General features: G+C 72.5%; 20 protein-coding genes. 10 read left to right on the forward strand and 10 right to left on the reverse strand.

The annotated features are described in order from the left end of the window. The first annotated feature begins 46 nt into the window (after positions 1-46). The gene (locus RLT59_RS26265; protein ID WP_073738992.1) at positions 47-583 is read left to right on the forward strand and encodes an HNH endonuclease; all 537 of its coding nucleotides are present in this window, start codon (positions 47-49) and stop codon (positions 581-583) included. Between the two features lie 19 nt (positions 584-602). Here RLT59_RS26265 and RLT59_RS26270 read toward each other — a convergent pair whose 3' ends face one another. The 4 genes from RLT59_RS26270 to RLT59_RS26285 form a co-directional block, all read right to left on the reverse strand. Beyond that, entirely contained in the window at positions 603-1,946 is a 1,344-nt protein-coding gene (locus tag RLT59_RS26270) for an FtsX-like permease family protein (RefSeq protein ID WP_311305681.1), read from the reverse strand. After that, a complete protein-coding gene (locus RLT59_RS26275; RefSeq protein WP_311305682.1) occupies positions 1,936-2,673 on the reverse strand; it encodes an ABC transporter ATP-binding protein in 738 nt (245 codons plus the stop codon). Before RLT59_RS26275 ends, RLT59_RS26270 begins: the two co-directional genes overlap by 11 nt. Next, a complete protein-coding gene (locus RLT59_RS26280; protein WP_311305683.1) occupies positions 2,670-3,227 on the reverse strand; it encodes a PadR family transcriptional regulator in 558 nt (185 codons plus the stop codon). The genes RLT59_RS26275 and RLT59_RS26280 overlap by 4 nt, the downstream gene beginning before the upstream one ends. Positions 3,228-3,336: 109 nt before the next feature. Then, positions 3,337-6,336, reverse strand: coding sequence for a glycoside hydrolase family 84 protein (locus RLT59_RS26285; protein ID WP_311305684.1), 3,000 nt, complete (start codon positions 6,334-6,336; stop codon positions 3,337-3,339). A 311-nt stretch (positions 6,337-6,647) separates the two neighbouring features. Between RLT59_RS26285 and RLT59_RS26290 the strand changes: the two genes are divergently transcribed. The 6 genes from RLT59_RS26290 to alc all read left to right on the forward strand — a co-directional run bounded on the left by RLT59_RS26290 (position 6,648) and on the right by alc (position 12,673). After that, positions 6,648-6,920 (forward strand): hypothetical protein, encoded by a 273-nt coding sequence (locus RLT59_RS26290; protein WP_311305685.1) that lies wholly within the window; start codon positions 6,648-6,650, stop codon positions 6,918-6,920. Further along, entirely contained in the window at positions 6,921-9,149 is a 2,229-nt protein-coding gene (gene malQ / locus RLT59_RS26295; protein WP_311305686.1) for a 4-alpha-glucanotransferase, read from the forward strand. Between the two features lie 38 nt (positions 9,150-9,187). Continuing rightward, positions 9,188-9,403: a hypothetical protein gene (locus RLT59_RS26300; protein ID WP_073738998.1), complete on the forward strand. Its 216-nt coding sequence runs from the start codon at positions 9,188-9,190 to the stop codon at positions 9,401-9,403. A 166-nt stretch (positions 9,404-9,569) separates the two neighbouring features. Further along, on the forward strand, positions 9,570-10,547 hold the full coding sequence (locus RLT59_RS26305; protein WP_399126125.1) for a DMT family transporter: 978 nt from the start codon (positions 9,570-9,572) through the stop codon (positions 10,545-10,547). Further along, positions 10,544-11,464 carry a LysR substrate-binding domain-containing protein gene (locus RLT59_RS26310; RefSeq protein WP_311305687.1) on the forward strand — a complete coding sequence of 307 codons (921 nt, stop codon included), beginning with the start codon at positions 10,544-10,546 and terminating at the stop codon, positions 11,462-11,464. The genes RLT59_RS26305 and RLT59_RS26310 overlap by 4 nt, the downstream gene beginning before the upstream one ends. A 63-nt stretch (positions 11,465-11,527) precedes the next feature. Then, complete coding sequence (alc, locus tag RLT59_RS26315; protein ID WP_311307865.1) at positions 11,528-12,673, forward strand: allantoicase; 1,146 nt, start codon at positions 11,528-11,530, stop codon at positions 12,671-12,673. Positions 12,674-12,755: 82 nt separating this feature from the next. Here alc and pepN (RLT59_RS26320) read toward each other — a convergent pair whose 3' ends face one another. Next, positions 12,756-15,332, reverse strand: coding sequence for an aminopeptidase N (gene pepN, locus RLT59_RS26320; protein WP_311305688.1), 2,577 nt, complete (start codon positions 15,330-15,332; stop codon positions 12,756-12,758). A 114-nt stretch (positions 15,333-15,446) separates the two neighbouring features. On the opposite strand from pepN (RLT59_RS26320), the gene RLT59_RS26325 reads away from it, so the two are divergent. Continuing rightward, positions 15,447-15,968: a DUF1203 domain-containing protein gene (locus RLT59_RS26325; protein WP_311305689.1), complete on the forward strand. Its 522-nt coding sequence runs from the start codon at positions 15,447-15,449 to the stop codon at positions 15,966-15,968. Between the two features lie 54 nt (positions 15,969-16,022). Here RLT59_RS26325 and RLT59_RS26330 read toward each other — a convergent pair whose 3' ends face one another. From RLT59_RS26330 to pepN (RLT59_RS26345), 4 genes are all read right to left on the reverse strand, one after another. Then, positions 16,023-17,051, reverse strand: coding sequence for an aspartate-semialdehyde dehydrogenase (locus tag RLT59_RS26330; RefSeq protein ID WP_311305690.1), 1,029 nt, complete (start codon positions 17,049-17,051; stop codon positions 16,023-16,025). Between the two features lie 188 nt (positions 17,052-17,239). Beyond that, entirely contained in the window at positions 17,240-20,551 is a 3,312-nt protein-coding gene (locus RLT59_RS26335) for a S8 family serine peptidase (protein WP_311305691.1), read from the reverse strand. A 185-nt stretch (positions 20,552-20,736) separates the two neighbouring features. Beyond that, positions 20,737-21,804, reverse strand: a complete 1,068-nt coding sequence (locus RLT59_RS26340; protein ID WP_311305692.1) for a hypothetical protein — start codon at positions 21,802-21,804, stop codon at positions 20,737-20,739. Positions 21,805-22,145: 341 nt separating this feature from the next. After that, entirely contained in the window at positions 22,146-24,743 is a 2,598-nt protein-coding gene (gene pepN, locus RLT59_RS26345) for an aminopeptidase N (RefSeq protein ID WP_311305693.1), read from the reverse strand. 134 nt (positions 24,744-24,877) lie between these two features. Here pepN (RLT59_RS26345) and RLT59_RS26350 point away from each other — a divergent pair, with 134 nt between their 5' ends. Further along, entirely contained in the window at positions 24,878-25,528 is a 651-nt protein-coding gene (locus RLT59_RS26350) for a mycothiol-dependent nitroreductase Rv2466c family protein (RefSeq protein WP_311305694.1), read from the forward strand. A gap of 48 nt (positions 25,529-25,576) precedes the next feature. Here the strand turns inward: RLT59_RS26350 and RLT59_RS26355 are convergent, their stop codons facing one another. Next, complete coding sequence (locus RLT59_RS26355; protein ID WP_311305695.1) at positions 25,577-26,110, reverse strand: DUF4240 domain-containing protein; 534 nt, start codon at positions 26,108-26,110, stop codon at positions 25,577-25,579. A gap of 80 nt (positions 26,111-26,190) precedes the next feature. On the opposite strand from RLT59_RS26355, the gene RLT59_RS26360 reads away from it, so the two are divergent. Beyond that, the gene (locus tag RLT59_RS26360) at positions 26,191-26,649 is read left to right on the forward strand and encodes a GNAT family N-acetyltransferase (protein ID WP_311305696.1); all 459 of its coding nucleotides are present in this window, start codon (positions 26,191-26,193) and stop codon (positions 26,647-26,649) included. Positions 26,650-26,657 lie beyond the last annotated feature (8 nt).

The raw sequence follows: 26,657 nt of genomic DNA on the forward strand, positions 1-26,657 counted from the left end.
TCCCGGCGCGAGCCACGCGCCGCCGGCGTACAAGGAGGCATCAACCGTGCCGCACGTCCTGGTTCTCAACGCGTCGTACGAGCCGCTCGGCGTCGTACCGCTCCGCCGCGCGCTCGTCCTCGTCCTGGAGAACAAGGCCATCTGCCTTGAGGAGTCCGGCGCCCTCATGCACAGTGCCACCCGTGCCGTTCCGGCCCCCAGCGTCGTCCGCCTGAAGCGGTTCGTGCGCGTCCCCTACCGGGGCCCCGTCCCGCTGACCCGCCGGGCGCTCTTCGCCAGGGACGGCGGGCGCTGCATGTACTGCGGCGCCGCCGCGACCAGCGTCGACCACGTCATTCCGCGCAGCCGGGGCGGGCAGCACGCCTGGGAGAACGTGGTGGCGGCCTGCCGCCGCTGCAACCACGTCAAGGCCGACCGCCACCTGCCCGAACTCGGCTGGCGGCTCCACCAGCCGCCCGCCCCGCCGACCGGACTCGCCTGGCGGATCATCGGCACGGGCCACCGCGACCCCCGCTGGCTGCCCTATCTGCAGCCGTTCGGAGCGGACGACGCGATGGCTCGGATCGACGGAATCTCCGCCTGAGCCGGTTACCGGCCAGCCCTCAGGTGAACCGCAGCTCCGCGGGGCGCGCCATGCGCCGCAGCAGCGGCAGTGCCGTCGCGGCGGCCAGCAGGCAGGCGGCGTACACCGCCACGGGCACCAGGAGCGGGAGCATCGAGGGGAAGCTGCCCGGGGTGACGAGGGTGGCGTACGCGAGGTGCACCGTCATGCCACCGATGCCCGCCAGCAGCGTCGCCGGGGCCAGCGGCAGCGCGGTCTCCAGGAGCAGCGCCCTGGTCAGCACCGCTCGCGGCACCCCGGCCGCGGCCTGCGCGGCGAGCCCCCGGCGGCGGGTGGCGAGGGACTCCGCCGCGCCCACGACCAGCCCGCAGAGGCCGACGAAGAGGGCGACCAGGACGGCTGCCCCGGTGAGGTCGAGGCCGGTGGTGTAGAAGTCCAGGTCCACCGGTGCGTAGCCGTCCCGGTCGCGCAGGACGGCGAGCATGACCTCCCGTACTCCCACGAAGCCCGTGCCGACGACGGTCACCAGCAGCAGCGCGGCGTGGGTGCGCGCGGCGGCCCATGGGTCCTGACGCAGCCGGCCGGCGGCGATCAGCACCGCGGGGCTCCTCGCCCCGGCCGTCAGACGGCGGCCCATGAAGGCGGCCGAGGCCCCGGCCGTCCAGAGCGCGCCCCCGGACGAGAGCAGCACCAGGGAGACCACCAGCGGCAGGAGCGGGCCGACGTCGGAACGGCCGTCCGAGAGGAAGAGGAGAAGGGCCGCCGCGGCGAGTACGACCCCCGGAAGCAGGAGCGCGAGCGCCGTTCGCCGGCCGGGCTCGTGCCCTGTCCGGCGCAGCCGGCCCAGCGGTGCGGCGATCACCCTGCGCAGCGCGAACCCGCTGACCAGCGCGGCGGCCACCGGCACGCCGAGCACGACCAGCACGAAGCCCGCCCAGGCCGGGGGCGGCGGCGTACGGTCGGAGCCGGCGAGGACCGAGGCGAACACGGCGGCGCCGGCGGCCGCGCCCACCAGGCAGGCCGGCCCGGACTCCAGAGCGGCGATCCGCCGCACCTGCCGGGGTGACGCCCCGGCGAGCCGCAGCGCGGCCGTCCGCCGGTCCCGGTGAACGGCGCCGATCCGGGCGCACTGGCCCAGGAAGCCGAAGACCGGGACGAGCAGGAGCACCAGGGTCGCCACCACACCCGCGCGCCGGCCGGGCTGATTCAGCAGCCCGTGTCCGAACGCGATGGACGCCTGCCCCTGGACCGAGGACACCGTGACCGCAGCGAGGGCCAGGCCGGTGGCGAGCAGCGCGCCCACCGAGGTGAGCGCGATCCGCCACCACTCACGGCGGTCGGAACCGAGGACCAGGGTCCAGGCGATGCGTGCGTCAGTCCTCATGGCGGGCCGCCTCCTGGACGGTGAACCGGGTCGCGCCGGAGTGCACGGCCCCGTCGCGCAGCCATACCTCCCGGTCCGCGTACGCGGCGATCTGCGCGTCGTGCGTGACGAGCAGCACCGCGGTGCCGGACTCACGGGTGGCGTGCACCAGAGCGGTCATCACCTGTTCGCCCGCGAGGGAGTCCAGGGCGCCGGTCGGCTCGTCCGCGAAGACGGCCTTCGGCCCGGTGATCAGGGCCCGCGCCAGCGCGACCCGCTGGCTCTGACCGCCGCTCAGCTCGCCGGGCCGCAGCTCGGCCTGTCCGCGTACGCCGAAGCGCTCCAGCCAGGAGTCCGCTTGCCGCTGTGCCTCGGCGCGGCCGGTTCCCGCGAGCAGGAGGGGCAGCGCCACGTTGTCGAGCGCGGTGAGCTCGGGGATCAGCTGCCCGAACTGGAACACCACACCGAAGTCGGTACGCCGCAACTCGCTGAGGCGCGCCTCCGGCACCAGGCCGAGCTGCTCGTCCCCGTAGCCGACCGTGCCCTCGTCGGGGCGGACGATGCCCGCGAGGCAGTGCAGCAGCGTGGACTTCCCGCTGCCGCTGGCTCCGGTGACGGCGAGGATCTCGCCGGCGCGGAGTTCGACCGAGGCGCCGCGCAGTGCCTCGGTCCGTCCGTACCGCTTCGTCAGTCCGGTGGCGGTGATCAGTGGCGCCGGTGCCGTGGGCCGGTCGGCTCTGCTGCTCATGTCGGCTGGACCTCCGTGGTCAGGGTTGCGAGGCGGGTCGCCGTGGTGGCCATCCACCGGACGTCGGCGTCCAGATGGTTCAGGGCGTAGTCGGCCGAGAGGACCGTGCTGAGGCCCGCCCCGGGCGTGGTCTTGAGCTGGGTCAGTTCGTGCATCCGTGCCATGTGCGCGGCGCGCTGGGCCTGGAGGTAGGCGGCCGCGTCCGCGGTGCGGTCGCCGCCGACGGCCGCCGCGACGAGGATCGAGGTGACGACCTTGGCGAAGATCTCGTTCGTCACGAAGGGCGCGGGCGGCGCGGTCTCGCCGGCCCAGTGGGCGAGCTCGCGCGCGCCCTCGTCCGTGGACCGGTAGAGGGTGCGCTCCGGCCCGCCGTCGGAATCGGTGCCCTCGACCGAGGCCAGGCCGTCCCGCACCAGGCGTTGCAGGGTTGTGTAGACCTGGCCGTACGCCAGGGGGCGGGCCTGCGGGAAGAGTTCGTCGTACCGCCGTTTCAGCTCGTACCCATGGTTGGACCCCCCGGCAAGCAGCCCGAGGAGGACGTGACGGATGCTCATGGCGGCGACTATATACTCGGTATATGTACTGAGTGAATAGTACGGCGTGAAAACCCCGGCACGTGGTGAGCGGAGGGAACAGCGCTCGGTCCAGGGGGTGTTGCCGCCGCTACCCCGCGACGGCGTACGCCTGGACCGACCAGAGCGAGTAGCCGTACTCGGTGGCCCGCCCGTCGCCCTGGATCCTGATGAACCGGGTGTCCTTCGCGTCCATCCGGACCGACTCGTGGCCGCCCCTGCCCTCGCGGACGGTGGCCGCGGTGCGCCAGGTGCGGCCGTCGGCGGAGACCTGTACGCGGTAGCGGGAGGCGTACGCGTCCTGCCAGTCCAGCACCACCTGCCCGAGCCGGGCCGGGGCGGGCAGTTCGGCCTGCCACCAGGCGCCGTCCTCCGCGGGGGAGGACCAGCGGGTCTCCGGGTCGCCGTCCGACGCGGCAGACGCGGGGAAGTCCGCCGTCTCGTCACCCGAGGAGGAGGCGGTGGCCGTACGGAGCAGGTCGGGGCCCGCGGTGCGCGGGAAGGCCCGGACGGTCAGGGTGGTCTCCTCCGCGCCGAAGGAGAACGGCACCTCGTACTCGCCCGCCGGGGTGTCCGCGGGCACGGTGATCTCCACGGGCACGTCCGTACGGGAACCGCGCTGGACGGTCGTCTGCTTGGGCAGCCGCACCTTGATGCCCTTGGGCGCCTTGGCGGTGAGCGAGCCCTTCACCTCGGCCGGACGGCCGGGTGAGAGCCGGGCCTCGACCCGCTGCGGCTTGCCGCCGATCTCCGCGTCCGTCGCGCCGTGCGCGAGGTCGAGCCGGGCCGCGGGTTCGTCGCCGAACCACGGCACCAGCGAGCGCACCCGGGGCGCCGTTCCCGCCGACGGGGCCGCGCCCGCGAGCGGCGGGATGATCAGCGGCGGCGCGCCGGTGATCGAGGGGGTGACGGTCGGCCAGCTGATCCGGACCGCGTCGGCCCGCAGGCCCTGGCCCCCGGTCTGGGTCCAGCCGCTCGACGAGAGCGCGCCGAGGCTGTGCCAGCCCTCGCCGGGCACATGGGCCTGGACCGTCGCGTCCGCCGGGGTGGCGCCGCCGTCCGGCACGGCGGTCGCGGTGACGGCCGCCAGCGGACGGGCCCGGTCCAGGCGCACCGTGTAGCTGCCCTGCGCCTCGGTCACCGTGCCGTTGTCGCGGTCCGCCCCGGTCCAGGCGTCGGCCTCCTTGCGCGCCCGGTCCAGGAACGGGCCGAGCACCCCCTTGCCGACCGTCGCGCCGCTCCCCTTCACGGACCTGCTCACCGGCTCCAGGGCCAGCGACGCCTGCCAGGCGGCCGCCCCGTCGCCGCGTGCCTGGGCCTGGAGCAGATCGACGGCCAGCTCGCCCGCCCTGCCGTACCGGGACAACTGCTCGGTCCACGGCCGCACTTCGTCGTCGAGCCGCCCGTCGGCGAGCCCGGCCAGCCGCTGCGGGGTCTCGCGCATCACGGTGAACGCGGAACGCAGCCGGGCCGCCGCCTTGTCACGCGCCGAGGCGTCCGTCCCGCCATGGGTCTTCCAGAACGCGGCGAGCAGCGGCTTCAGGTACGCCGATTCGTCGCCGCCCAGCACCGAGGCGGCGCTGTTCCCGGCCAGGGCGCGCAGCGCGTCCCGGCTGCCGGGGTCCGTGCCCGCGAGGTCGTCGATGGCCGCCTGCCAGGACTGCTGCGGCTGGTAGCCCTTCGGGTTCCAGGCGAAGTCGGCGGCGGTGAACAGCGGGATCCGGGAGGCGGACGGCTGCTCCATCGCATTGGCCAGCAGGGCGGCGGAACCGATGGCGACCGCCGGGTCGCGGCCGGTGTACGGACCGAGGAAGATCCGGTCCTGCGCGTAGTCGTTGACCGGGTAGTTGTCCATCGTGACCAGCGGATGGCGGAACGTGGCGCGCGCACCGGCCAGTTCGCCGCCGGTGATGGTCCTCGGCACCACCCCGACGCCGGTCCAGGCGACCTGCACCCGGTCGTCGAGCTCCTTGGCCAGCTCGGTGCGGTAGTCGGTCGCCCCGTCCTGGTAGAACTCCGTCGGCATCATCGACAGCGGCTGCGCGTCCGGATGGCGCTCCGCGAGGTGCTGGGCCACCGCGCTCACCACGCGGGCCTGCGCCCTGGCCGCCGCCCTCGGTCCGTCACCGAAGGCGTCGGCGTCGGCCGAGCAGTGCCATTCGCTGTAGCTGACGTCCTGGAACTGCACCTGGAAGGCCCGCACCCCGAGCGCCCACATCGCGTCGATCTTCTTCGTCAGCGCCTTCACATCGCGCTCGGAGGACAGGCACATCGACTGGCCGGGTGCCACGGCCCAGCCGAGCGTCACGTGTTCGGCGGCGGCCCGCTCCGCGAGCGCGCGGAAGTCGGCGCGCCGGTCCGCGGGGTACGGGTCGCGCCAGCGGGCCTGCCGGTAGGGGTCGTCGCCCGCCGCGTACAGGTACCGGTTCTGCTTGGTGCGCCCCATGAAGCCGAGCTGGGAGAGGCGTTCGGTCTGGGTCCAGGGCTGCCCGTAGAAGCCCTCGGTCATCCCGCGCACGGCACTGGAGGGCCAGTCCCGGACGGTGGCCCCGGCGACGCTGCCGCCCCGGATCAGCTGACGCAGGGTCTGCACCGCGTGGAACAGCCCGTCCTCACCCAGGCCGTCCATGGCGACGGTGTCCCGCCCCGCGACGTGGCCGGCCGCGATCCGGTAGCCGCCGGCGGGCAGATCGCCGCGCTCCGGGGCGCGCAGGGTGCGCAGCGCGTCCAGGGCTCCGTCGCCGCCGAACCGGATGACGGGGCCGCGCCCCGGCAGGGATTCGTGGACGGTCCGCACGCCCGCGTCGCGCAGCACCTCGCGGAGCGCGGTGACGGCGTACGGGTCGGCCCGCGCGTCGGCCACCAGGGTGACCTCGCCGGACAGTGGTACGGCGGAGCCGGACGCCTTGATGCTCTGCGGCCGGGGCCACACGGTGGGCAGCGCGCCGTCGTCCGTGCGGTCGGGGGTGCTGGAGACGGGCGTTCCGGGCGGCGCGGGGGCGGCGAAGGCGGCCGGGGCTCCGGTGGAGAGGAGCCCGCCGAGCACGGCCACGGCGACCGCCGCCGCCTGCTTCCTGCGCCTGAGCCGCATGCCCGTTCTCCCCTCGCTCCCACTGGTGGGCTCCGAGCCCACCACCCGCGCGCGAGGGTGTCAATGTGCGTGGTCGTTGTGGTGCAAATGCCCGTTGTGGCGGATGGGACGGGGCGGGTGCGGCTGACGCCGCGTCACGCGAAAGATGGCGCCGAATGGCCGAAAACGACGGACGTCTTACGGGGAATCCGCCTCCGGGGAACGGATTGTGACCCAGAGCACGTTGAACTCGTTGTCATAACGCCTACGTCTGCGGACGCGTCCGCTGGGTAGGTCTGCTGTGTCCTGCTCTCCACGGCCAGGAGGCCACCATGCCCGATGCCGCGCAGCTCCTGCTCTCCGCCCTGACGAAACAGGTGCCGGGACCCGCCCCGCTGATCAGCGCCTGCCCCGCCACCGTCCCCGGCCCCGGACCGCTCACCAGCGAGGCCCCGCTGGCCGACGCCATACCGCTGACCAGTGAGCCCCCGCTCGCTGACGCCACGCCTCTGACCAGCGAGCCCCCGCTCGCCGTCCTCGCCCCGCTGACCAGCGAGCCGGCTTCCTCCGGCAGCGCTTGGGGCATGGAGTCCCCAGGAGTCTGAATGGGCCTGTCCCGGCTCGCCGCACTGCACGGCGTCGCCGCCTCGTACTCCCCGTCCGCCGACGTCACGGTGCCCGTCCCCGACGGCACGGTCGTCGCGGTGCTCGCCGCGCTCGGTGTCGACGCCGCCACGCCGGAGGCGGTTCAGGAGGCGCTCGCCGCCGCCGAGTCCGCGGCCGGCTCCCGGCTGCTCCCGCCCACGCTCGTGGTGTGGACCGGGGAACCGCTGCCCCCGGCGCTGACCGTACTGCCCCCCGGCACGGAGCTGACCGTCCGCCCCGAGGAGTCCGTCCGCCCGGAGGAGTCCGGTCCCGTCCGGCCGGCCCGGATGCGGATCCCCTCCAGGAGCACGGCTCCGACCGTTTCCGGCCAGACGCCCGGCGCGGTGGCCGTTTCCGGCCGAGCGCCCGGCCAGGCGGCCGGTGCGGTGAGCGGTGCGCCCGCGCCCGGCTGGTGGGCCGAACCCCCGCTCGGCGTGCACCGGCTGACCGCCCGCGCGCCGGAGCGGCCCGCGGAGTCCTGCACGCTGATCGTCGCCCCGACCCGCGTCCCGCAGCCGCCGCGCGGTCACGGCTTCCTCGTACAGCTCTACTCCCTGCTCTCCGCCCGCTCCTGGGGCATGGGCGACCTCGGTGACCTCGCCGACCTCGCGTCCTGGTCCGGGCGGTGCCTCGGGGCCTCCTTCGTCCAGGTGAACCCGCTGCACGCGGCGGTCCTGGGCACCCCCACCGACCCGTCCCCCTACCGCCCGTCCTCGCGGCGTTTCCCCGACCCGGTGCACCTGCGCGTCGAGTCCGTCCCGGAGTACGGGCACGCGGCCGACCGGGCCGCTCTCGACGAGCTGCGCCGCCGGGCCGCCGAGCTCAGCGACGGCGTACTGAACAAGGGCGCCCTGATCGACCGCGACGCCGTCTGGGAGCTCAAGCGGCAGGCCCTCGCCATCCTCGCGGCCGTCCCCCTCACGCCCGGCCGCCGCGCCGAGTACTGCGACTTCCTCGCCCGGCAGGGACCGGCCCTGGAGGACCACGCCCTGTGGTACGCCCTGGCCGAGGTGCACGGCTCCGACTGGCACAGCTGGCCGGCCGGGCTGCGCGACCCCCGCTCCCGGGAGACTGCCCGCGCCCGGGGCGAACTGCTCGACCGGGTCGACTTCCACTGCCGGCTCGCCTGGCTGACCGACACTCAGCTGGCCGACGCCCAGCGCGCCGCCCGGGACGCCGGGATGGCCGTCGGGATCGTCCACGACCTCGCGGTCGGCGTGCACCCCGGCGGCGCCGACACCTGGGCCCAGCAGGACGCCTTCGCGCACGGCATGTCCGTCGGCGCGCCCCCGGACGCCTTCAACGCCCGCGGCCAGGACTGGGGCCTGCCGCCCTGGCGTCCCGACGCGCTGGCCGCCTCCGGCTATGCCCCGTTCCGGGGTCTGCTGCGCGGGATCCTCGGCCGGGCCGGGGCCCTGCGCATCGACCACGTGATGGGCCTGTTCCGGCTCTGGTGGGTGCCGGAGGGCCGTCCGCCGACCGAGGGCACCTATGTCAGTCAGGACGCCGAGGCGATGCTCGCCGTGCTCGTCCTGGAGGCCCACCGGGCGGGCGCCGTCGTCGTGGGGGAGGACCTCGGCACCGTCGAACCGGGCGTCCGTGAGGCGCTCGCCCGGCGCGGCGTCCTCGGCACCTCCGTCCTCTGGTTCGAGCGGGACTGGGCGGGCACCGGCCGCCCGCTGGCCCCCGAGGAGTGGCGCGAGGACTGCCTGGCCACCGCCACCACGCACGATCTGCCCTCCACCGCCGCCCGGCTGACCGGCGACCATGTGACGCTGCGCCACCGCCTCGGCCTGCTCACCCGCCCGCTGGACCAGGAGCGCACGGAGGACGGCGCGGACACCGCGGAGTGGCTCGGCCTGCTCTCCCGGCTCGGCCTGCTCCCCGAGGGCGGTGGCGAGGAGGAGGCGGCCGTCCGCGCCGTCCACCGCTTCCTGCTGCGCACCCCGGCCCGGATGACCGGGGTCTGGCTGCCCGACACGGTCGGTGACCGCCGCCCGCAGAACCTGCCTGGCACCTGGGACGAGTACCCCAACTGGCGGCTGCCCATCGCCGATGCGGAGGGCCGGCCGGTCACCCTGGAGGAACTGGCCGCCTCCCCCCGGCTGCACCGGCTGATGGAGGTGCTCAACCCCCGCCAGGAGCCCGGAAGGGCCCGTACGGCACCCCCGGGCGCGCGGCCCTCGTAGCCGTTCGCTACGTTTGCACCGTGGACAAGAAGAACGCTATGCGCGCCGGCGCCGTCGCCGCCGGAACGACGCTGATGATGCTGCTCATGACGTCCCCCGCGCTCGCGCTCACCCGCGACGACGGCGACGACCCGGGTCCCGGCCTGAGCGTGATCGACACGATCGGCCTGTTCGTCGTGGCCCCCCTGGTGCTGTTCGGGGTCATCGCCGGTCTGGTCATGGTCCTCGACAAGTCCAAGAAGCAGCAGGCCTGACACCCGGCCGCGCGGCACACAGGGCCTGCGCGGCACCCATAACGTCCCAGGGCGTCCCGACGTGCGCGAGCGCGCCGGGGCGCCCTGTCGTGCGTCAGTGAGCCGCCCACTCCCTCATCGTTAAGCTCTGCTTCATGAAACCATCGGAAGTATTCGATGGACCTGAATGCTCGGCCGGTGTGACGGTGGCTCCGTGACCGATGTCAGCGAGGTTCCCCCGAAAACGGTACGAGCGGCAGCGGCCCGGCGGACCTCGGGGGCGGGCCTCCTGCTCGCCCTCGTCGCGACGGTCGTCTGGTCCGGCAGCTTCGTCGCCTCGCGCGCCCTGCACGACACCGTCCCGCCCGTCCAGGCCGCCTTCTGGCGCTGGATCGTCGCCGTCGCGGCGGTCGCCCCACTCGCGGCGCGGGAGACCTGGCGGCAACGCGCGTTGATCCGCCGCCACCTGGGCTTCGTCACCCTCGCCGCACTGCTCGGGATCACCGTCTACAACACCCTGGTCAACCAGGCGGGCCTGTCCACCCCGGCCGGCCGGATGGGCATGATCATGGCCGCCTCACCGGTGGTGACGGCGGTGTACGAACGCCTCGGCGGCCACCGGCTCGGCGGGCGCCGCATCGCCGGAATGGCCATCGCCTGCACCGGAGTTCTGCTGCTGGTCGGCAACGGCTCCCTCGCACCGCACGTCGCCCCAGGTGACCTGTGGATGTTCGCCGCCATGCTCAGCTTCGCCTCATACAGCGCCCTGCTGCGCCGCCGCCCCCCGGAGATCGGCCAACCGGCCTTCCTCCTGGCCACCTTCGTGCTGGGCGCGCTGATGCCGGCGCCCGCCTTCGCGGTCAGCGTCGCCGTCCAGGGCGGGTTCGAGCCGACGGCCGGCACCGTCGGGCCGCTGCTGTACGTCGGGGTGTTCTCCTCGGCCCTCGCGTTCTTCGCCTGGAACCGGGCCGTCGCGCTGATCGGCGCGGTGCGGACCGGGATCGTCTACTACCTCCAGCCCGTCTGTGTGGCCGGGCTCCCCTTCGTCCTGCTGGGGGAGCCGACCGGGCCGGGCGGGCTCCTCTGCCTGGCCCTGATCCTCGGCGGGGTGGCGCTGGGGGCGGGCCGGGTCCGGGACCGTCCGGCGGCTAATGTGCGGACATGACCGAGTGGGACATCAAGAAGCTCCGGATCCTGCGGGTGCTGAGCGAGCGCGGGACCGTCACGGCGACGGCGGAGGCGCTCATGATGACCCCCTCCGCGGTGTCCCAGCAGCTCTCGAACCTCGGCAAGCAGCTCGGCGTGCCGCTGCTGGAGGCGCAGGGCAGGCGGGTCAGGCTCACCGACGCCGCCCACCTCGTGCTCCGCCACGCCGAAGTGGTCTTCGCCCAGCTGGAGCGCGCGGACGCCGAACTGACCGGCTACCTGCGGGGCGAGGCGGGGGAGGTGCGGGTCGGCGCGTTCTCGACCGCGGTGCCCGCCCTCGTCGTCCCCGCCGTCCAGCTGCTGGGCGCCGACGGCAGGCCGGGACCGGGGGTGCGGGTGCGGGAGGCCGAGGCCGCCGAGGCGTACGAGCTCCTCGCGGCCGGTGACGTCGACCTCGCGCTCTCGCTCGCCGCGCACGCCCCGACGGCGCGCGACACCCGGTTCGCCCTGCTGCCGCTGCTCGCGGACCCGCTCGACGTCGCCCTCCCCGTCGGGCACCGGCTGGCCGGATCCCCCGGACTCCGGCTGGCCGACCTCGCCGCGGAGCCGTGGATCTTCGGCGGCTCCGGCCCGTGGTCGGAGATCACCACCGCCGCCTGCGAGGCCGCCGGGTTCGTCCCGGAGCAGGCCCACAGCGCCTCCGGGTGGACCGCGATCCTGGCCATGGTGGAGGCGGGCATGGGGGTCGCGCTGATCCCCCGGATGGCCTCCGCGGAACGCCGCAAGGGCGTGGCGCTACGGGTGCTCGGCGCCGATCTGCCCCGGCGCCATGTGGTGGCGGCGGTGCGGCAGGGGGCCGAGACCGGTCCCGCGGTGGCCCGGGTGCTGGCCGCGCTCAAGGAGGTCAGCGCCGCGCGCGAAGCATCGTTCAGCTGAGCTGAACGAAATGTGCGAAAACTTTCGATGGACCTGATCGATGGTCTGTACGACAGTGAGCACATGACCTTCGACGCGAGCGAGACCCCCGCCCTGGACAACGACCCCCACGCCAACGACGCGGCCCCGTACGGCGGCGGTGACCCGTACGCCGACTACCGCACCACCGAGCTCCCCTTCACCGAACTGGTCGACCTCGCGGACCGGCGCCTGGGCGCGGGCGTGATCGCCGCCAACGACGAGTTCTTCGCCCAGCGCGAAAACCTCCTGCTCAGGGAGCGCGCGGTCTTCGACCCCGAGCACTTCGGCCACAAGGGCAAGATCATGGACGGCTGGGAGACCCGCCGCCGCCGCGGCGCGGACGCCGCCCACCCCTTCCCCGCCCCCGAGGAGCACGACTGGGCCCTGATCCGCCTCGGCGCCCCCGGCATCATCCGCGGGATCGTCGTCGACACCGCCCACTTCCGCGGCAACTACCCGCAGCGCGTCTCGGTCCAGGCGACCTCGGTACCGGGCTCGCCCAGCCCGGAAGCCCTCCTCGCGGACGACGTCAAGTGGGACGAGATCGTCCCGCAGACCCCGGTACGCGGCCACGCCGCCAACGGCTTCGAGATCACCGGCGACCGCCGCTACACCCACATCCGCCTCTGCCAGCACCCCGACGGCGGCATCGCCCGGCTGCGGGTGCACGGCGAGGTCGTCCCCGACCCGTCCTGGCTCGCCGCGCTCGGCACCTTCGACCTGATCTCGGTCCTGAACGGCGGAAGCTACGAGGACGCCTCCGACCGCTTCTACTCCTCACCGACCCAGATCATCCTGCCCGGCACCTCCCGCAAGATGGACGACGGCTGGGAGAACCGCCGCCGCCGGGTCCGCGACACCAACGACTGGGTGCGCTTCCGGCTGCCCGCCCAGGGCGCCGTCCGCGCGGTCGAGATCGACACCGCCTACCTCAAGGGGAACGCGGCCGGCTGGATCGCCCTCCAGGGCCGCAACGGCGAGACCGGCGAGTGGTTCGAGATCATCCCCCGCACCCGCCTCCAGCCCGACACCCTGCACCGCTTCCCGCTCCGCGCCCAGGCCGTGGTCACCCACGTCCGCCTGGACGCCTTCCCGGACGGCGGGGTGGCCCGGATGCGCCTGCACGGCTCGCTGACCGAGTCCGGCGCGGCGGCCCTGGCCGCCCGCTACGAGGAGTCGGGCGCCTGAGGACTGCCCGTAAAGACTCCCGCCCGGCGGACGGCTGCGCTTCAGCGCCTGCCCGCCGGGCGGTTTCCATGTTCCGCGAGGGTCAGGCGGTCGCCGCCGCCTCGTCCGCCGCACGGGCCCTGAGCGCCCGCTCCACACCCGAACGGGACTCCGACATCAGCCGTCGCAGGGCCGCGCCCGGCTCCGCGGAAGCCAGCCAGGCGTCCGTGGCGTCCAGGGTCTCCTGCGAGACCTGGAGCGCCGGGTACAGACCGATGGCGACCTGCTGGGCCATCTCGTGGCTGCGCGAGTCCCAGACGTCCTTCACCGCGGCGAAGAACCGCTCCGTGTACGGCGCCAGCAGCTCGTGCTGGTCGGTCTGGACGAACCCGCCGATGACCGCCTCCTGGAGGGAGTTCGGCAGCTTGTCGGACTCGACGACCGAGGCCCACGCCTCCGCCTTCGCCTCCTCGGAGGGACGCGCCGCACGCGCGGAGGCCGCGTGGCGCTCGCCCGCCGCCGTCCGGTCGCGCTCGTACTCGGCGGCGATCTCGTCCTCGTCCAGCAACCCCGTCGCGGCCAGCCGCTGCACGAACGCCCAGCGCAGCTCGGTGTCGACGGCCAGGCCCTCGATCACCTCCGTGCCGTCCAGCAGCGACTGGAGCAGGTCGAGCTGCTGCGGGTTACGGGCCGTGGCCGCGAAGGCACGCGCCCAGGCCAGCTGGTGGTCACTTCCCGGCTCCGCCGCGCGCAGGTGCGCGAGCGTCGCCTCGGTCCACTGCGTCAGCCCCGCCTCGCGCCACTGGGGCGCCGAGTACAGGTCCAGCGCCATCTTCACCTGGCGGTGCAGCGACTGGACGACGCCGATGTCCGACTCCTTGCCGACCCCGGACAGCACGAGCGACAGGTAGTCCCGGGTGGCCAGCTCGCCGTCCCGGGCCATGTCCCAGGCGGAGGCCCAGCACAGGGCGCGCGGCAGCGACTCGGTGAAGTCGCCCAGGTGCTCCGTGACGACCCGCAGCGACTCCTCGTCGAGCCGGACCTTCGCGTACGAGAGGTCGTCGTCGTTGAGCAGCACCACGGCCGGGCGCCTGGTGTCGGCCGGGAACGGCACGGCGGTGCGCTCGCCGTCGACGTCCAGCTCGATCCGGTCGGTGCGGACCAGCTTCCCGGCCTCGTCGAGGTCGTAGCAGCCGATGGCGATCCGGTGCGGCCGCAGCGTCGGCTCGCCCTTCGCCCCCGCGGGCAGCGCGGGCGCCTCCTGGAGCACGGCGAACGAGGTGACGTTGCCGTCGGCGTCCGTCTCGATCTCCGGGCGCAGGATGTTGATGCCGGCCGTCTCCAGCCACGCCTTCGACCAGGTCTTCAGATCGCGCCCGGAGGTCTTCTCCAGCGCGCCCAGCAGGTCGGAGAGCCGGGTGTTGCCGAAGGCGTGCGCCTTGAAGTAGGCCTGCACACCCTTGAAGAACTCGTCCATGCCGACGTACGCCACCAGCTGCTTCAGGACAGAGGCGCCCTTGGCGTACGTGATGCCGTCGAAGTTGACCAGGACGTCGTCCAGATCACCGATGTCGGCCATGATCGGGTGCGTCGAGGGCAGCTGGTCCTGCCGGTACGCCCAGGTCTTCATCGAGTTGGCGAACGTGGTCCAGGAGTGCGGCCACTGCGAGCCCTCGGCGTACGAGAGGCAGGCGATCGAGGTGTAGGTGGCGAACGACTCGTTCAGCCACAGGTCGTTCCACCACTCCATGGTCACGAGGTCGCCGAACCACATGTGGGCCAGCTCGTGCAGGATCGTCTCGGCCCGCGTCTCGTACGCCGCGTCCGTCACCTTGGAGCGGAACACGTACTGGTCGCGGATGGTGACCGCGCCCGCGTTCTCCATCGCGCCCGCGTTGAACTCCGGGACGAACAGCTGGTCGTACTTGGCGAAGGGGTACGCGTAGTCGAACTTCTCCTGGAACCAGTCGAAGCCCAGCCGGGTCACGTCGAAGATCGCGTCCGCGTCGAGGTACTCGGCGAGCGACGGGCGGCAGTAGATGCCGAGCGGGACGCTCTGCCCGTCCTTCTCGTAGCTGCTGTGCACCGAGTGGTACGGGCCGGCGATCAGCGCGGTGATGTACGTGGAGATGCGCGGCGTCGGCTCGAAGGACCAGACGTCGTCCGTGGGCTCCGGCGTCGGAGAGTTGGAGATCACGGTCCAGCCGGACGGGGCCTTCACGGTGAACCGGAAGGTCGCCTTCAGGTCGGGCTGCTCGAAGCTCGCGAAGACGCGGCGCGCGTCCGGCACCTCGAACTGGGTGTAGAGGTACGCCTGCTGGTCGACCGGGTCGACGAACCGGTGCAGCCCCTCGCCCGTGTTCGTGTACGAGCAGTCGGCGACGACCTTCAGCTCGTTGGCGCCCGCCGCCAGATGCGCCAGGGTGATGCGCGAATCGCGGAACACGGCCGCGACGTCCAGGGGCTTGCCGTTCAGCTCGACCTCGTGGACGGCCGGGGCGACCAGGTCGATGAAGGTCTGCGCCCCCGCTTCCGCCGAGTCGAAGCGCACGGTGGTGACGGACCGGTAGGTCCCGCCCTCCTGCGCTCCGGAGAGGTCGAGATCGATCTCGTACGCGTCCACGGTCAGCAGGCGCGCCCGCTCCTGTGCCTCTTCGCGGGTCAGATTCGTGCCAGGCACGCGGTCATCTCCTTGATGTGTGATGTTTCCGGTCATCCTTCCACGTGACCCGCGCCCAAGGCGATGTCCGTTTTCCGCCGGACCGTACCCGGTGGGGCGCGCCATTCTCTCCGTATGACCAGTTACGAGGCACGCGCGATCGAAGAGGCCGCGCTCAAGGAACTCCGGGAGACCGACGACGCGGGACGCCCCTGCGTCCCGTACACCGCCACGGACGCGGGCAGCCCGCTGCGCTGCTGTCTGCGCGGCAACGAGGTGGGGGAGCGCATCGCCCTCGTCTCCTACGCCCCGCTGCGCCGCTGGGCGGCCGCGGCCTGGGCGAAGCCGGGGGCGTACGACGAGCAGGGTCCCGTCTTCATCCACGCCGAGGAGTGCGAGGGCCCGGCGCCCGGCCGCACCGGCTACCCGTTCTCCCGGGCGGGCGCGCTGCGGACGGTGCGGCGCTACGACGGGGACGGGCACATCGCGGGCGGCCGGCTGCTCCAGATCCCGGCGGACGGGGAGCGTGGCTTCGACGAGGCCTTCGCAGAGGCGTTCGCGGACCCCGAGGTGGCGTTGGTGCACGTCAGGGCGGTGGAGTACGGCTGCTGGCACTTCGAGGTGCGCCGCCCGGATTCAAGCCCCTCCGGCGACTGAGGAGCTGGGGTCCGGGGGCGGAGCCCCGGACCCCAGCGGACGGGCTGATCGCGGTCAGCCCGCCAGCTCCGCCGCGACCAGCTCCGCGATCTGGACCGCGTTCAGCGCCGCGCCCTTGCGCAGGTTGTCGTTGGAGACGAAGAGCGCGAGACCGTGCTCCACGGTCTCGTCGGCCCGGATGCGCCCGACGAAGGACGCGTCCTGCCCGGCGGCCTGAAGGGGGGTGGGGATCTCCGAGATCTCCACGCCCGGGGCGGCCGCGAGCAGCTCGTACGCGCGCTCCACGCCGATCGGCCGCGCGAACCGGGCGTTGACCTGGAGCGAGTGGCCGGAGAAGACCGGGACCCGGACACAGGTGCCGGACACCTTGAGCTCGGGGATCTCCAGGATCTTGCGGGACTCGTTGCGGAGCTTCTGCTCCTCGTCCGTCTCGAAGGAGCCGTCGTCGACGATCGCGCCGGCCAGCGGCAGCACGTTGAAGGCGATCGGACGCTTGTAGATGTCCGGCTCCGGGAAGTCGACGGCGCCGCCGTCGTGGGTGAGCTTGTCGGCCTCCGCGACGACCTTGGCGACCTGGCCGTGCAGCTCGGCCACACCGGCCAGACCGGAGCCGGACACCGCCTGGTACGTGGCGACGGTCAGCGCTTCGAGACCGGCCTCGTCGTGCAGCGGGCGCAGCACCGGCATGGCGGCCATCGTGGTGCAGTTCGGGTTGGCGATGATGCCCTTGGGGCGGTCCGCGATCGCGTGCGGGTTGACCTCGGAGACGACCAGCGGGACCTGCGGGTCCTTGCGCCAGGCGGAGGAGTTGTCGATCACGACGGCACCCTGGGCGGCCACCTTCTCGGCGAGCGCCTTCGACGTCGCGCCGCCGGCCGAGAACAGCACGATGTCCAGGCCGGTGTAGTCGGCGGTGGAGGCGTCCTCGACGGTGATGTTCCGGCCCTGCCACTCGATCGTGGAGCCCGCGGAGCGCGCGGAGGCGAACAGCCGCAGCTCGTCGGCCGGGAACTTCCGCTCGGCCAGGATCCTGCGCATGACTGTGCCGACCTGACCGGTGGCGCCGACGATTCCGACCTTCACAGGAACTCCTTCACGCGTACGAATGGCACGGTTGCCACTCCATGATGCGTATGTCCACGGCTCCCTTGTCCAATCCATTGTCCGGCTGGCGGACGGGGAGCGGACCGGGTGCGCACAGCGCGGTGGGGCGGGCGCCCGTTGAGCGCCCGCCCCACTGTCGTACGGATCACATGCCTACGGTGACGCGGTTACGGCGTGACCTTCTCGATCACGACGCTGCCGGTGCCCGCCGCGGTGCCCCGGGCGTTCACCAGCTGGACCTCACCGAAGAACTGCCGGCCCTCCGGTGCCGCTCCGGCGACCGCGACCTCGGCGCTGACCTGTGCCGACGCGCCGGCGGCCAGGTTGACCGCCTTCGACTCGTCGACGGAGAGGGTGCCGAGCGACGGCGAATAGTACACGTCGCGGTAGTCGTACTCGGTGGTGCCGGCCGGGACGTCGTAGCCGTCGACGACGACCGTGTACGTGCCGGCGGCCGGCTTCACCAGGCTGACCGACTCCTCCGAGCCGGCCGTGGTGGAGGCGCCCACCTGGGCCGAGCCCTGGTAGACGTACAGGTCGAGGTCGGCGTTGGCGTCCGCGGTGTTCCCGATGGCGATGTCGAGCTTCTCGACACCTTCACCGATGGTGACCGTGGTGGTCTGCTCGTCGCCCGTGGAGATCGACGGGCGGTCGACCTCGGCCGAGCCCAGCGAGCCGCCCTTGAGCTTGCCCTCCAGGGCGCCCGCGTTGTTGGTGACCGTCCAGTCCACCTTGGCCGGGGTGCCGATCTTCGCCTCGGGGATGGTCTGCACCGCCGGGTCGAAGGAGGCGCCGAGCAGCGAGACATCCAGCTTGTACGGGTTGTCCAGCAGCGGCGAGGTACGACGGGCCTCGACCTCGATCTCCCAGACGCCGGCCTGCGGGTCCGGGTACGAGCGCACGTCGGGGCGGCAGGTGTTGGCCGGGTTCTCGTAGTTCGGGTAGCAGAACGGCGTCCCGCTGTCCTCCACCGCGACCCCGTACGGGTGGATGGAGATGAAGCGGGTCTGGCTGCCCGAGCGCAGGGCGCTCATCGCGACCTCAAGGGTCTTGGCGCCCTCCGGCACGGTCACGAAGTACGACGTGGTGCCGTTGCGCTGCACCGAGCCGGACGCCTTGTACGCGTAGCCCGGCTTCGTCAGCTTCTTGGAGACGACGACGGTGGCCAGGATCTGCTGGTCGACGCCGGAGGTCTTCGCGTCGTCGACCTGGAGGATCGCGCTGTGCACGCCCGCGCTGCCCGGCTTCGCCTGGACCTTGACCGTCACCGGCTTGCCGAGGGGCAGTGAGACGGTCTTCGGGCCAATCAGCTTGAAGGTGCCGTCGTTGTACTTCCAGGACAGCTTGTGCTTGACCTTCTTGTCCGGGCCTGTGGTGCGGGTGACCGTGACGTCGTACGACTTCTGCTGGCCGGCCTTGAGGCCGCCCTCGCGGTCGTACAGGCCGGTGCCGAAGCCCGGGTCCTTCAGCGCGAAGTCGATCGCGGTGTCGACCGGGGCCCTGACGGTGTACTCGTGCGCCGGGGCACCCTGCTTCTTGATCTGCTTCCAGGCGCCGATGATGTCGATCAGACCGGCACCCTGGGCGTGCGCGGGCACTCCCTTGATCTGGGTGGCGGTGCTGGTCAGCGCGGTGCGCAGATCGGCCGGAGGCAGCTCGATGTGCTTCTGCTTCGCGGCGGACAGCAGCAGCGCGGTCGCGCCGGCGGCCTGCGGCGAGGCCATCGACGTGCCCTGGAGCATGGAGTAGCCGGCCGGGAGGGAGTAGCCCGCCTCGGCGACCGGGGAGCCGGGCAGCCAGGTCTGCGTCGAGTTGATCGACGCACCGGGCGCCGTCAGCGTCGGCGTGAAGCCGCCGTCCTCACGCGGTCCGCGCGAGGAGAACGGCAGCATGTCGTACTTCTTGGTGACGGCCGAGCCGTAGTTCGCGGCCCAGGTCTCCTTGGAGATGGACGCGCCGACCGAGATGACGTGGTCGGCCAGGCCCGGGTCACCGATGGTGTTGACGCCCGGACCGTCGTTGCCGGCCGAGATGACCAGCTGGACGCCGTAGATGTCGACGAGCCGCTTGTACAGCTCGGAGCGGGCGTTGTTGCCGTCGTTCAGCGGCGGCAGGCCGCCGATCGACATGTTGACGACATCGACACCGCGGTTCACGACGAGGTCGATCATGCCCTCGGTGAGCGCGATGTTGGTGCAGCCGCCGTCCCAGGTGCAGGCACGCGAGGAGACGATCTTCGCGCCGGGCGCGGCACCGTTCATCTTGCCGCCGAACAGGCCGTTCGCGGCGGTGATGCCCGCGACGTGCGTGCCGTGCTCGGACTCGATGACCCCGATGGAGACGTAGTCGGAGGTGTCACCGGCGGCGTTGTAGACGACGCCCTTGCGGTTCTCCACGACGAACGGGATGCGCTCGACGACATCGGTGCGCGGGTTGTCCTTGCCGAAGTAGGAGACCTGGTGCTTCTCCTTGTACGGCTTCATGACGGTGTCGTCGCGGAAGTCCGCGTTGTTGTTCAGGTCCACCCGGGTGGTGCCGGTGACCGGGTCGTACAGCACGGCCCACACATCGGTGGTGTCGCCGTCGCGGTTCAGGTCGCCCGCCATGTCGCCGCCCTTGGTGGCGGCCTCCGCGAACAGGCTGATCCGGTACTTGCCCTTGGGCGCGGAGTAGGTGCGGCCCTTGTACGTGAAGGTCGGGCCGGACACGGCGTCCGTCATCCGCAGCCAGGTGCCGTCGCCGTCACTGACCGGGTCGGTGGCCGTCACCCAGTCGGTGATCTTGCGCTCTCCGGTGCTGGTCTTCTGGAGCGCGGGGTGACCGAGGTCGACGCCCGCGTCCAGCACACCGATGGTGATGCCGCGGCCGTCGGCCTTCGGGTTCTGCTTGACGAAGTCGACCGCGCCCGTCTCGAACGACGGGTTGTACGGGTTCTTCGCCGGGGTCTTCCTGCCCGGCGCCGCGTAGCTGCCCGTCGACTTCGCCTTGGCCTTGCTGCCGGTCGCCCGGTCGGCCGCGGGGGTCGGGTCGTCCAGCATGATCTCCTGCTTGAGATCGATGCCGTGGACGGAGGCCAGCTTCGAGGCCGCCTTGATGGTGGCCTCGGCGCTCGCGGTCGGCACGGTCGCCCGTACGTAGCCGAGCTTGTCGTACGCACGCCCCAGCACGGAGCCCTTGACGGCGCCCAGCTGCTTGCTGACCTGCTCGGTCGCACCAGGTGCGGTGGCGACCATCATCGTGACGTTCTTCTCGCCCTTGGCCCGCGCCTTGGCGAGCACATCGGCGTCGGCCGTGCCGAGCTTGTCGGCCGAGGCGTCGCCGGTGGCGGCCTTGACGGGGGCGGTGGCCGGGTCGTCGGCGGCGAAGACGGGGGCGACGCCGGTGGCGGCCAGTGCGGCCACCAGACCGGCGGCGGCCGCGACTCGGGCCACGCGTCTCGCTCCGGGTATGTAACCGGGGGATTCGGAGGTCATCAGCATCCCTGTATGTGAAAGAGAGAGTCCGGAAATCGGTACCGGATGACCGCTCACCCTTTCGTAAATGACAGGGGTTTGTGGAGACTTGGGGTGGGCGAGTTGTGTACATGGCGGAATTCCGCCACTGGTGCCGAAGCGTCAGGTGGGACGAAAAGGTGGATACGTGGCGCCCGGGAGGCCGCTGGGGCTCACCGGGGAAGGATCACCACGTACGCGGCCGGCTCCCGCGCGGCCGCCGCCATCATCGCCGTCCGCACCACGACCGCCTGCTGCTCCGGCGCCTCGCGCAGCTTCCGGGGGGAGAGAAGGACGACGGTGACCCCCAGCCGCTCCAGGTGCTCGTGCCGGGCGGCGTACGCGGACCACTCCGCCTCGTGCTCCTCCTGCCGGCGCTCGTCGTCGAGCCGGCCGTACCGAGGGGCTCTGGTGTCCAGTTCGAGGGCGACCGCCTCTTCGGGCCAGTAGGCGTCGACCCCGCCCAGATGCGGGCCGCCGGGCAGCCGCAGGTCCACGTTCCACAGGGGCTCCGGCAGCCCGTAACCCCGCACCAGGCCGTACAGCCGGTCCTCCGCCAGCGCCCGGCCCTCCGCGAGCAGCGAGTCCACCGCGTTCACCACCTGGGGGCGGCCGAGGACCTTGGCCCGGTTCAGCTCACCCACCACGACGGCCGGTTCGCAGTGACCGTCGCGGACCGCCTCCGTGAGCAGCCGGCGGACCGCGAAGGCGTCGCCGGTCCTGGCGACTGCGTCGGCCAGCGCGCGGGCCACCGGCGCCACCGGCAGCCCCTCCAGCACCTCGGGCTCCGGCAGTTCCGGCGTCCGCACGAGATGCGCGTACCGCACGGAGCGCAGCCGGCGGGCCCGGGGCACCAGCACGTCGATCCGGTCCAGCGAGGCGGCGGGCGGCGCGGCGGCGAACCCGTGCAACGACAGCGCGGCGAGCCCGGTGACCATCGCCTCGCCGTACGCGGGGTCGGTGCCACCGGTCCGCTCCGGCGCGGACCGCCGGCCGGAGACCGGCGGGCGTCCCGCGTGCAGCAGGGCGGACCGCAGCCGCTCCCGGCCGCTGAGCGGCCCCGGGTGCAGCACATAGACACCGGGCAGCGGCTGCTGCCACGGACCGCCGGTGCGGCACTGTCCGGTGGCCTGGGCGGCGGAGATGCCCCGGGCCTTCAACTGGGCCGCGGACAGCACGTGTTGCCGTACATCGGAGGTGGTGCGGAGGTGGCAGGGGGAGGGCGGGGTGTTCTGGGTCATGCTCCGGGGTATCCCGCGCGCCGCCGGGGCCGTAACCCCTGTTACAGGTCCGTCGACATTCCAGGACAACGCCGTCCTAAAGTACGGACGTTCGACAACCGAAATGGCCCGTACCGCCGGGGATTGCGGCCCCTCCAGGAGGAGCGCACCACCGCCGCCGAGCGCCCGGCGCGCACGCCGCACCACAGCCGGCCCGCACCCGCGAACCTGCGGCCGACGGATTATGAGTCCGCTGCTCTCAGCCGGACCGCACCCGGCGAATCCCAGCCCGTCCGGCGTTTGAGGACGGAACCCTCGCCGGGGTCAGCGGCATCCCGGCGAGGGCTTCGTACCGGAGACCGTCAGGCGGCTCCGCCGTCACACGCCTGCGCGCGCAGCCCCCGGTCGAGGTCGTCGCGGGCCTCCAGCACCAGCCGCCGCAGCGCGGGCGCCGCGTCCGCGTGCGCGGAGAGCCACGCGTCCGCCGCCGCCAGGGTCGACGCGTCGCCCTGGAGCGCCGGGAACAGGCCCTTCACCACGGCCATCCCGATCTGGATCGACCGCTCGGCCCACACCCGCTCGATGACCTCGAAGTACGTGCCCGCGTACGGCGCCAGCAACTCCCGCTGCGACGACTGCGCGAAGCCCAGGATCGTCGCCTCCACCAGCGCGTTGGACAACGCGTCCGACTCCACGACGCCCGCCCAGGCCTGCGCCTTGACGGCGGCCGAAGGGCGCGAGGCCAGGCAGCGCACCTGGTGGCGCTTGCCGGACGCGGTGTCGTCGCGGGCCAGCTCCGCGCCGATCACCGACTCGTCGGCCAGACCGTGCGAGGCCAGCGGGGACAGGAACGCCCACCGCAGCTCCTGGTCGACATCGAGCCCGTCGATCCGGGCCGTGCCGTCGAGCAGCCCCGACAGCAGCTGGAAGTCCGGGGCGGAGGCGGCGACCGCCGCGAAGAACCGGGCCCAGGCCAGCTGGTGCTCGCTGCCCGGCGCCGCGAGCCGCAGCTCGCGCAGCGCGCCCTCGGACAGCGCCCGGCCGCCCTCCTCGCGCCAGTCCGGCGCCGCGTAGTGCACCAGCGCGGTCCGGGTCCAGGCGTGCAGCATCTGCAGCACACCGATGTCCGTCTCCCGGCCGGAGAAGTCCAGCACCAGCGAGACGAAGTCGCGGGCCGGCATCATCCCGTCCCGGGTCATGTTCCACAGCGCGGACCAGCACAGCGCCCGCGCGAGCGGGTCCGTGATGTCACCGAGGTGCGAGCGCAGCGTGGTCAGCGACACCTCGTCGAAGCGGACCTTGCAGTACGTGAGGTCGTCGTCGTTGACCAGGATCAGCTCGGGCCGCTCGGCCCCGGCCAGCTCCGCGATCACCGTGCGCGGCCCCGCCACGTCCGCCTCGGCCCGTGCGTAACGCACCAGGTCACCGTCGGCGGCGCGCCGGTACAGGCCGACCGCGACCCGGTGCGGGCGCAGCTCCGGGTGCGATTCGGCCGCCTCCTGGAGGACCGCCAGTTCGGTGATCCGGTCCGAGGCGTCGTACGTCACCAGCGGGGTCAGCGAGTTGACGCCCGCCGTCTGGAGCCAGGAGCGCGACCAGCCGGTCATGTCCCGGCCGGACGTCTCGGCCAGCACCGAGAGCAGGTCGCCCAGCTGGGTGTTGCCGTAGGCGTGCTTCTTGAAGTAGCGCCGGGCGCCCTCCAGGAACGCGTCCCGTCCCACGTACGCCACCAGCTGCTTGAGCACGGAGGCGCCCTTGGCGTAGGTGATGCCGTCGAAGTTGAGCTTGGCGTCCTCCAGGTCACGGATGTCGGCCGTGATCGGGTGGGTGGACGGCAGCTGGTCGGCGCGGTAGGCCCAGGACTTGCGGTTGTTGGCGAAGGTGATCCAGCCGTCCTCGAACCGGGTCGACTCCACCATCGCGAACACGCCCATGAAGTCCGCGAACGACTCCTTGAGCCACAGGTCGTCCCACCACTGCATGGTGACGAGGTCGCCGAACCACATGTGCGCCATCTCGTGCAGGATGACGTTGGCCCGGCCCTCGTACGACGCCTTCGTCACCTTCCCCCGGAAGATGTACTCCTCGCGGAACGTGACACAGCCCGGGTTCTCCATCGCGCCGAGGTTGTACTCGGGCACGAACGCCTGGTCGTATTTTCCGAACGGGTACGGGTAGTCGAAGTTGTCGTGGAAGAAGTCCAGGCCCTGCTTGGTGATCAGGAAGATGTCGTCGGCGTCGAAGTGCCGGGCGAGCCCCTTGCGGCACAGTGCGCCGAGCGGGATCTCCAGCTTCGTCCCGTCCTCGAACGTCCGGCTGTAGGAGTCGGTCACGTAGTGGTACGGACCGGCCACGACCGCCGTGATGTACGTCGAGATCGGCTTCGTCTCCGCGAACCGCCACACCCCGCCCTCGCGGGACTCCTCCGCGCCGTTGCTCCACACCGTCCACGCCTCGGGGGCGGTCACCCGGAAGCGGTAGGGGGCCTTCAGATCGGGCTGCTCGAAGTTGGCGAAGACGCGCCGCGCGTCCGCCGGCTCGTACTGCGTGTAGAGGTACACCTCGCCGTCCTCCGGGTCGACGAAGCGGTGCATGCCCTCACCGGTGCGGCTGTACGCGCACCGCGCGTCCACCACCAGGACGTGCTCGCCCTCCGCCAGATCCGCCAGCGCCACCCGCGTCCCGTCGAAGACGGCCGCCGGGTCCAGCGCCGTGCCGTCCAGCGTCACCGAGGTCACGGACGGCGCGATCAGGTCCGCGAAGGTCGACGCACCGCCGCGCGCCGCGCGGAACCGGATCGTGGTCACCGAGCGGAACGTCCGCGGACCGGACTCCGGGCCGCCGTCCCCGTCGGGCTCACCGAGGGCGGACCGGACGTCGAGCTCGACGTCGTAACCGTCGACGGTCAGCAGCTCGGCCCGCTCGCGGGCCTCGTCGCGGGACAGGTTTTCACCGGGCACGGGCACACTCCTTTGTGTCACGTTCGAATACTTTGATCCTCCCATGCCGCTTCCCGGCCGGGCATGCGGGAATGGCCGGAGCGTTCCCCGGTGTTTCCGCGCACAGATGGAGATCGGTCCGCCTGAGGAGAGACATGTCTGAGAACAGCACGGCAACCCGCAAGATCCCCGCCGATTTCTGGTTCGACCCGCTCTGCCCCTGGGCCTGGATGACCTCTCGCTGGATGCTTGAGGTGGAGAAGGTCCGCGACGTCGAGGTCCGCTGGCACGTGATGAGCCTCGCCGTCCTCAACGAGCCCCGGCTGGACGAGCTGCCCGAGGAGTACCGCGACCTCCTGGAGAACAAGGCCTGGGGCCCCGTCCGGGTGGTGATCGCCGCCCAGCAGAAGCACGGCGACGACATCGTCGGCCCGCTCTACACCGCGCTCGGCACCCGCTTCCACAACCAGGGCGAGGGCCCCACCCGCGAGGCGATCGTGGGAGCGCTCGAAGACGTCGGCCTGCCGGCCGAGCTCGCGGAGTACGCCGACTCCGACGCGTACGACACCGAGCTGCGCGCCTCCCACCAGGAGGGCATCGACAAGGTCGGCCAGGACGTCGGCACCCCCGTCATCGCCGTGCCCGGCGCGGACGGCGAGCAGATCGCCTTCTTCGGTCCGGTCGTCACCCCCGCCCCCAAGGGCGAGGACGCGGCGAAGCTGTGGGACGGCACGCTGCTCGTCGCGTCGATCCCCGGCTTCTACGAGATCAAGCGGACCCGGACCGCCGGGCCCGACTTCTCCTGACCACGAGGGTGCGGGCCCCGTGCGCCGCGGGGCCCGCACCCGGCCGTCTCACCCGTACAGCGCGTCCAGCTTCGGCAGCCGCCGCGCCATCTCGTCCTCGTCGTCGAAGTCGAAGTCCCACTCGGGATCCAGGGCGGGGAGATCGACCGTGAACGAGCCGCGGGGCAGCTGCTCGCCCGCCACCCGGCGGTAGGCGTCCCACGCGACCCCGAGCATCCGCTCGCACTCCACCTCCTCGTCTTCGGCCGCGGCCTCCTTGATCACCGGCAGCTCCGCCAGCGCGTCCGGATCCGCGACCACCCGCTCGAACACGGCACGGCCCTGCCCTATGAGCCAGCCCCGGAAGTAGTCGAACCCGTCGTCCGAGCAGCCGCCGTTCACCGTGTACGCGGCCGCCCAGAGCGGCGCCCGGTAGGAGGCCGCCATCAGGTCCCACAGCAACTGCTGCGCCGCGACGATCTCGTGCGCCGGCCGCTCGGAGAGCAGATCCGAGATCCGGTCGGCCACGTCCTGTGCGTCTGCCGGGTCCGTGACCAGGGCGCGGGCGTCGTCGATCAGCTTCCAGAAGTCCTTGGAGTCCATGGGGTGAAGCATGACGGAGGGGACTGACATCCTGATCCGGAGGTTCCGGTGACACGCCACCGAGCGAAACGGAGATCCGGATGAAGGTACGGCCCGCACGCCCCTCCGAGGCCGCCGAACTGACCGAACTCGCCCTGCGCTCCAAGGCGTACTGGGGATACGACGAGGAGTTCCTCGCCGCCTGCCGGGCCGAACTCACCATGGAACCCGACGGCATCGGCCCCCGCCGGACCGCGGTCGCGGAGGAGGACGGCCGGGTCCTCGGCTTCACCACCCTGGAAGAAGCGCCGCCCACCGGAGTGCTCGGCATGATGTTCGCAGAGCCGGACGCGGTCGGACGCGGAGTGGGCCGGCTGCTCTTCGGGCACGTCGTCACCGAGGCCCGCAGGCTCGGGTTCGCCCGCTTCACGATCGACGCGGATCCGAACGCCGAGCCGTTCTACCGGGCCATGGGCGCGGTACGCGTCGGCGCGACGCCCTCCGGGTCGATCCCGGGCCGCGAGCTGCCGCTGCTGGAGTTCACACTCACGTCACGCTGACCTCTTGT

Source organism: Streptomyces sp. ITFR-6 (genome assembly GCF_031844725.1).
GTDB lineage: Bacteria > Actinomycetota > Actinomycetes > Streptomycetales > Streptomycetaceae > Streptomyces.

Excerpts from the sequence above, each read along its gene's own strand:
- RLT59_RS26270 (WP_311305681.1), bottom strand. The coding sequence starts at position 1,946 with ATGAGGACTGACGCACGCATCGCCTGGACCCTGGTCCTCGGTTCCGAC.
- RLT59_RS26275 (WP_311305682.1), bottom strand. The coding sequence starts at position 2,673 with ATGAGCAGCAGAGCCGACCGGCCCACGGCACCGGCGCCACTGATCACC.
- RLT59_RS26280 (WP_311305683.1), bottom strand. The coding sequence starts at position 3,227 with ATGAGCATCCGTCACGTCCTCCTCGGGCTGCTTGCCGGGGGGTCCAAC.
- RLT59_RS26285 (WP_311305684.1), bottom strand. The coding sequence starts at position 6,336 with ATGCGGCTCAGGCGCAGGAAGCAGGCGGCGGCGGTCGCCGTGGCCGTG.
- RLT59_RS26290 (WP_311305685.1), top strand. The coding sequence starts at position 6,648 with ATGCCCGATGCCGCGCAGCTCCTGCTCTCCGCCCTGACGAAACAGGTG.
- malQ (WP_311305686.1), top strand. The coding sequence starts at position 6,921 with ATGGGCCTGTCCCGGCTCGCCGCACTGCACGGCGTCGCCGCCTCGTAC.
- RLT59_RS26300 (WP_073738998.1), top strand. The coding sequence starts at position 9,188 with ATGCGCGCCGGCGCCGTCGCCGCCGGAACGACGCTGATGATGCTGCTC.
- RLT59_RS26305 (WP_399126125.1), top strand. The coding sequence starts at position 9,570 with ATGCTCGGCCGGTGTGACGGTGGCTCCGTGACCGATGTCAGCGAGGTT.
- RLT59_RS26310 (WP_311305687.1), top strand. The coding sequence starts at position 10,544 with ATGACCGAGTGGGACATCAAGAAGCTCCGGATCCTGCGGGTGCTGAGC.
- alc (WP_311307865.1), top strand. The coding sequence starts at position 11,528 with ATGACCTTCGACGCGAGCGAGACCCCCGCCCTGGACAACGACCCCCAC.
- RLT59_RS26325 (WP_311305689.1), top strand. The coding sequence starts at position 15,447 with ATGACCAGTTACGAGGCACGCGCGATCGAAGAGGCCGCGCTCAAGGAA.
- RLT59_RS26335 (WP_311305691.1), bottom strand. The coding sequence starts at position 20,551 with ATGCTGATGACCTCCGAATCCCCCGGTTACATACCCGGAGCGAGACGC.
- RLT59_RS26340 (WP_311305692.1), bottom strand. The coding sequence starts at position 21,804 with ATGACCCAGAACACCCCGCCCTCCCCCTGCCACCTCCGCACCACCTCC.
- RLT59_RS26350 (WP_311305694.1), top strand. The coding sequence starts at position 24,878 with ATGTCTGAGAACAGCACGGCAACCCGCAAGATCCCCGCCGATTTCTGG.
- RLT59_RS26355 (WP_311305695.1), bottom strand. The coding sequence starts at position 26,110 with ATGGACTCCAAGGACTTCTGGAAGCTGATCGACGACGCCCGCGCCCTG.
- RLT59_RS26360 (WP_311305696.1), top strand. The coding sequence starts at position 26,191 with ATGAAGGTACGGCCCGCACGCCCCTCCGAGGCCGCCGAACTGACCGAA.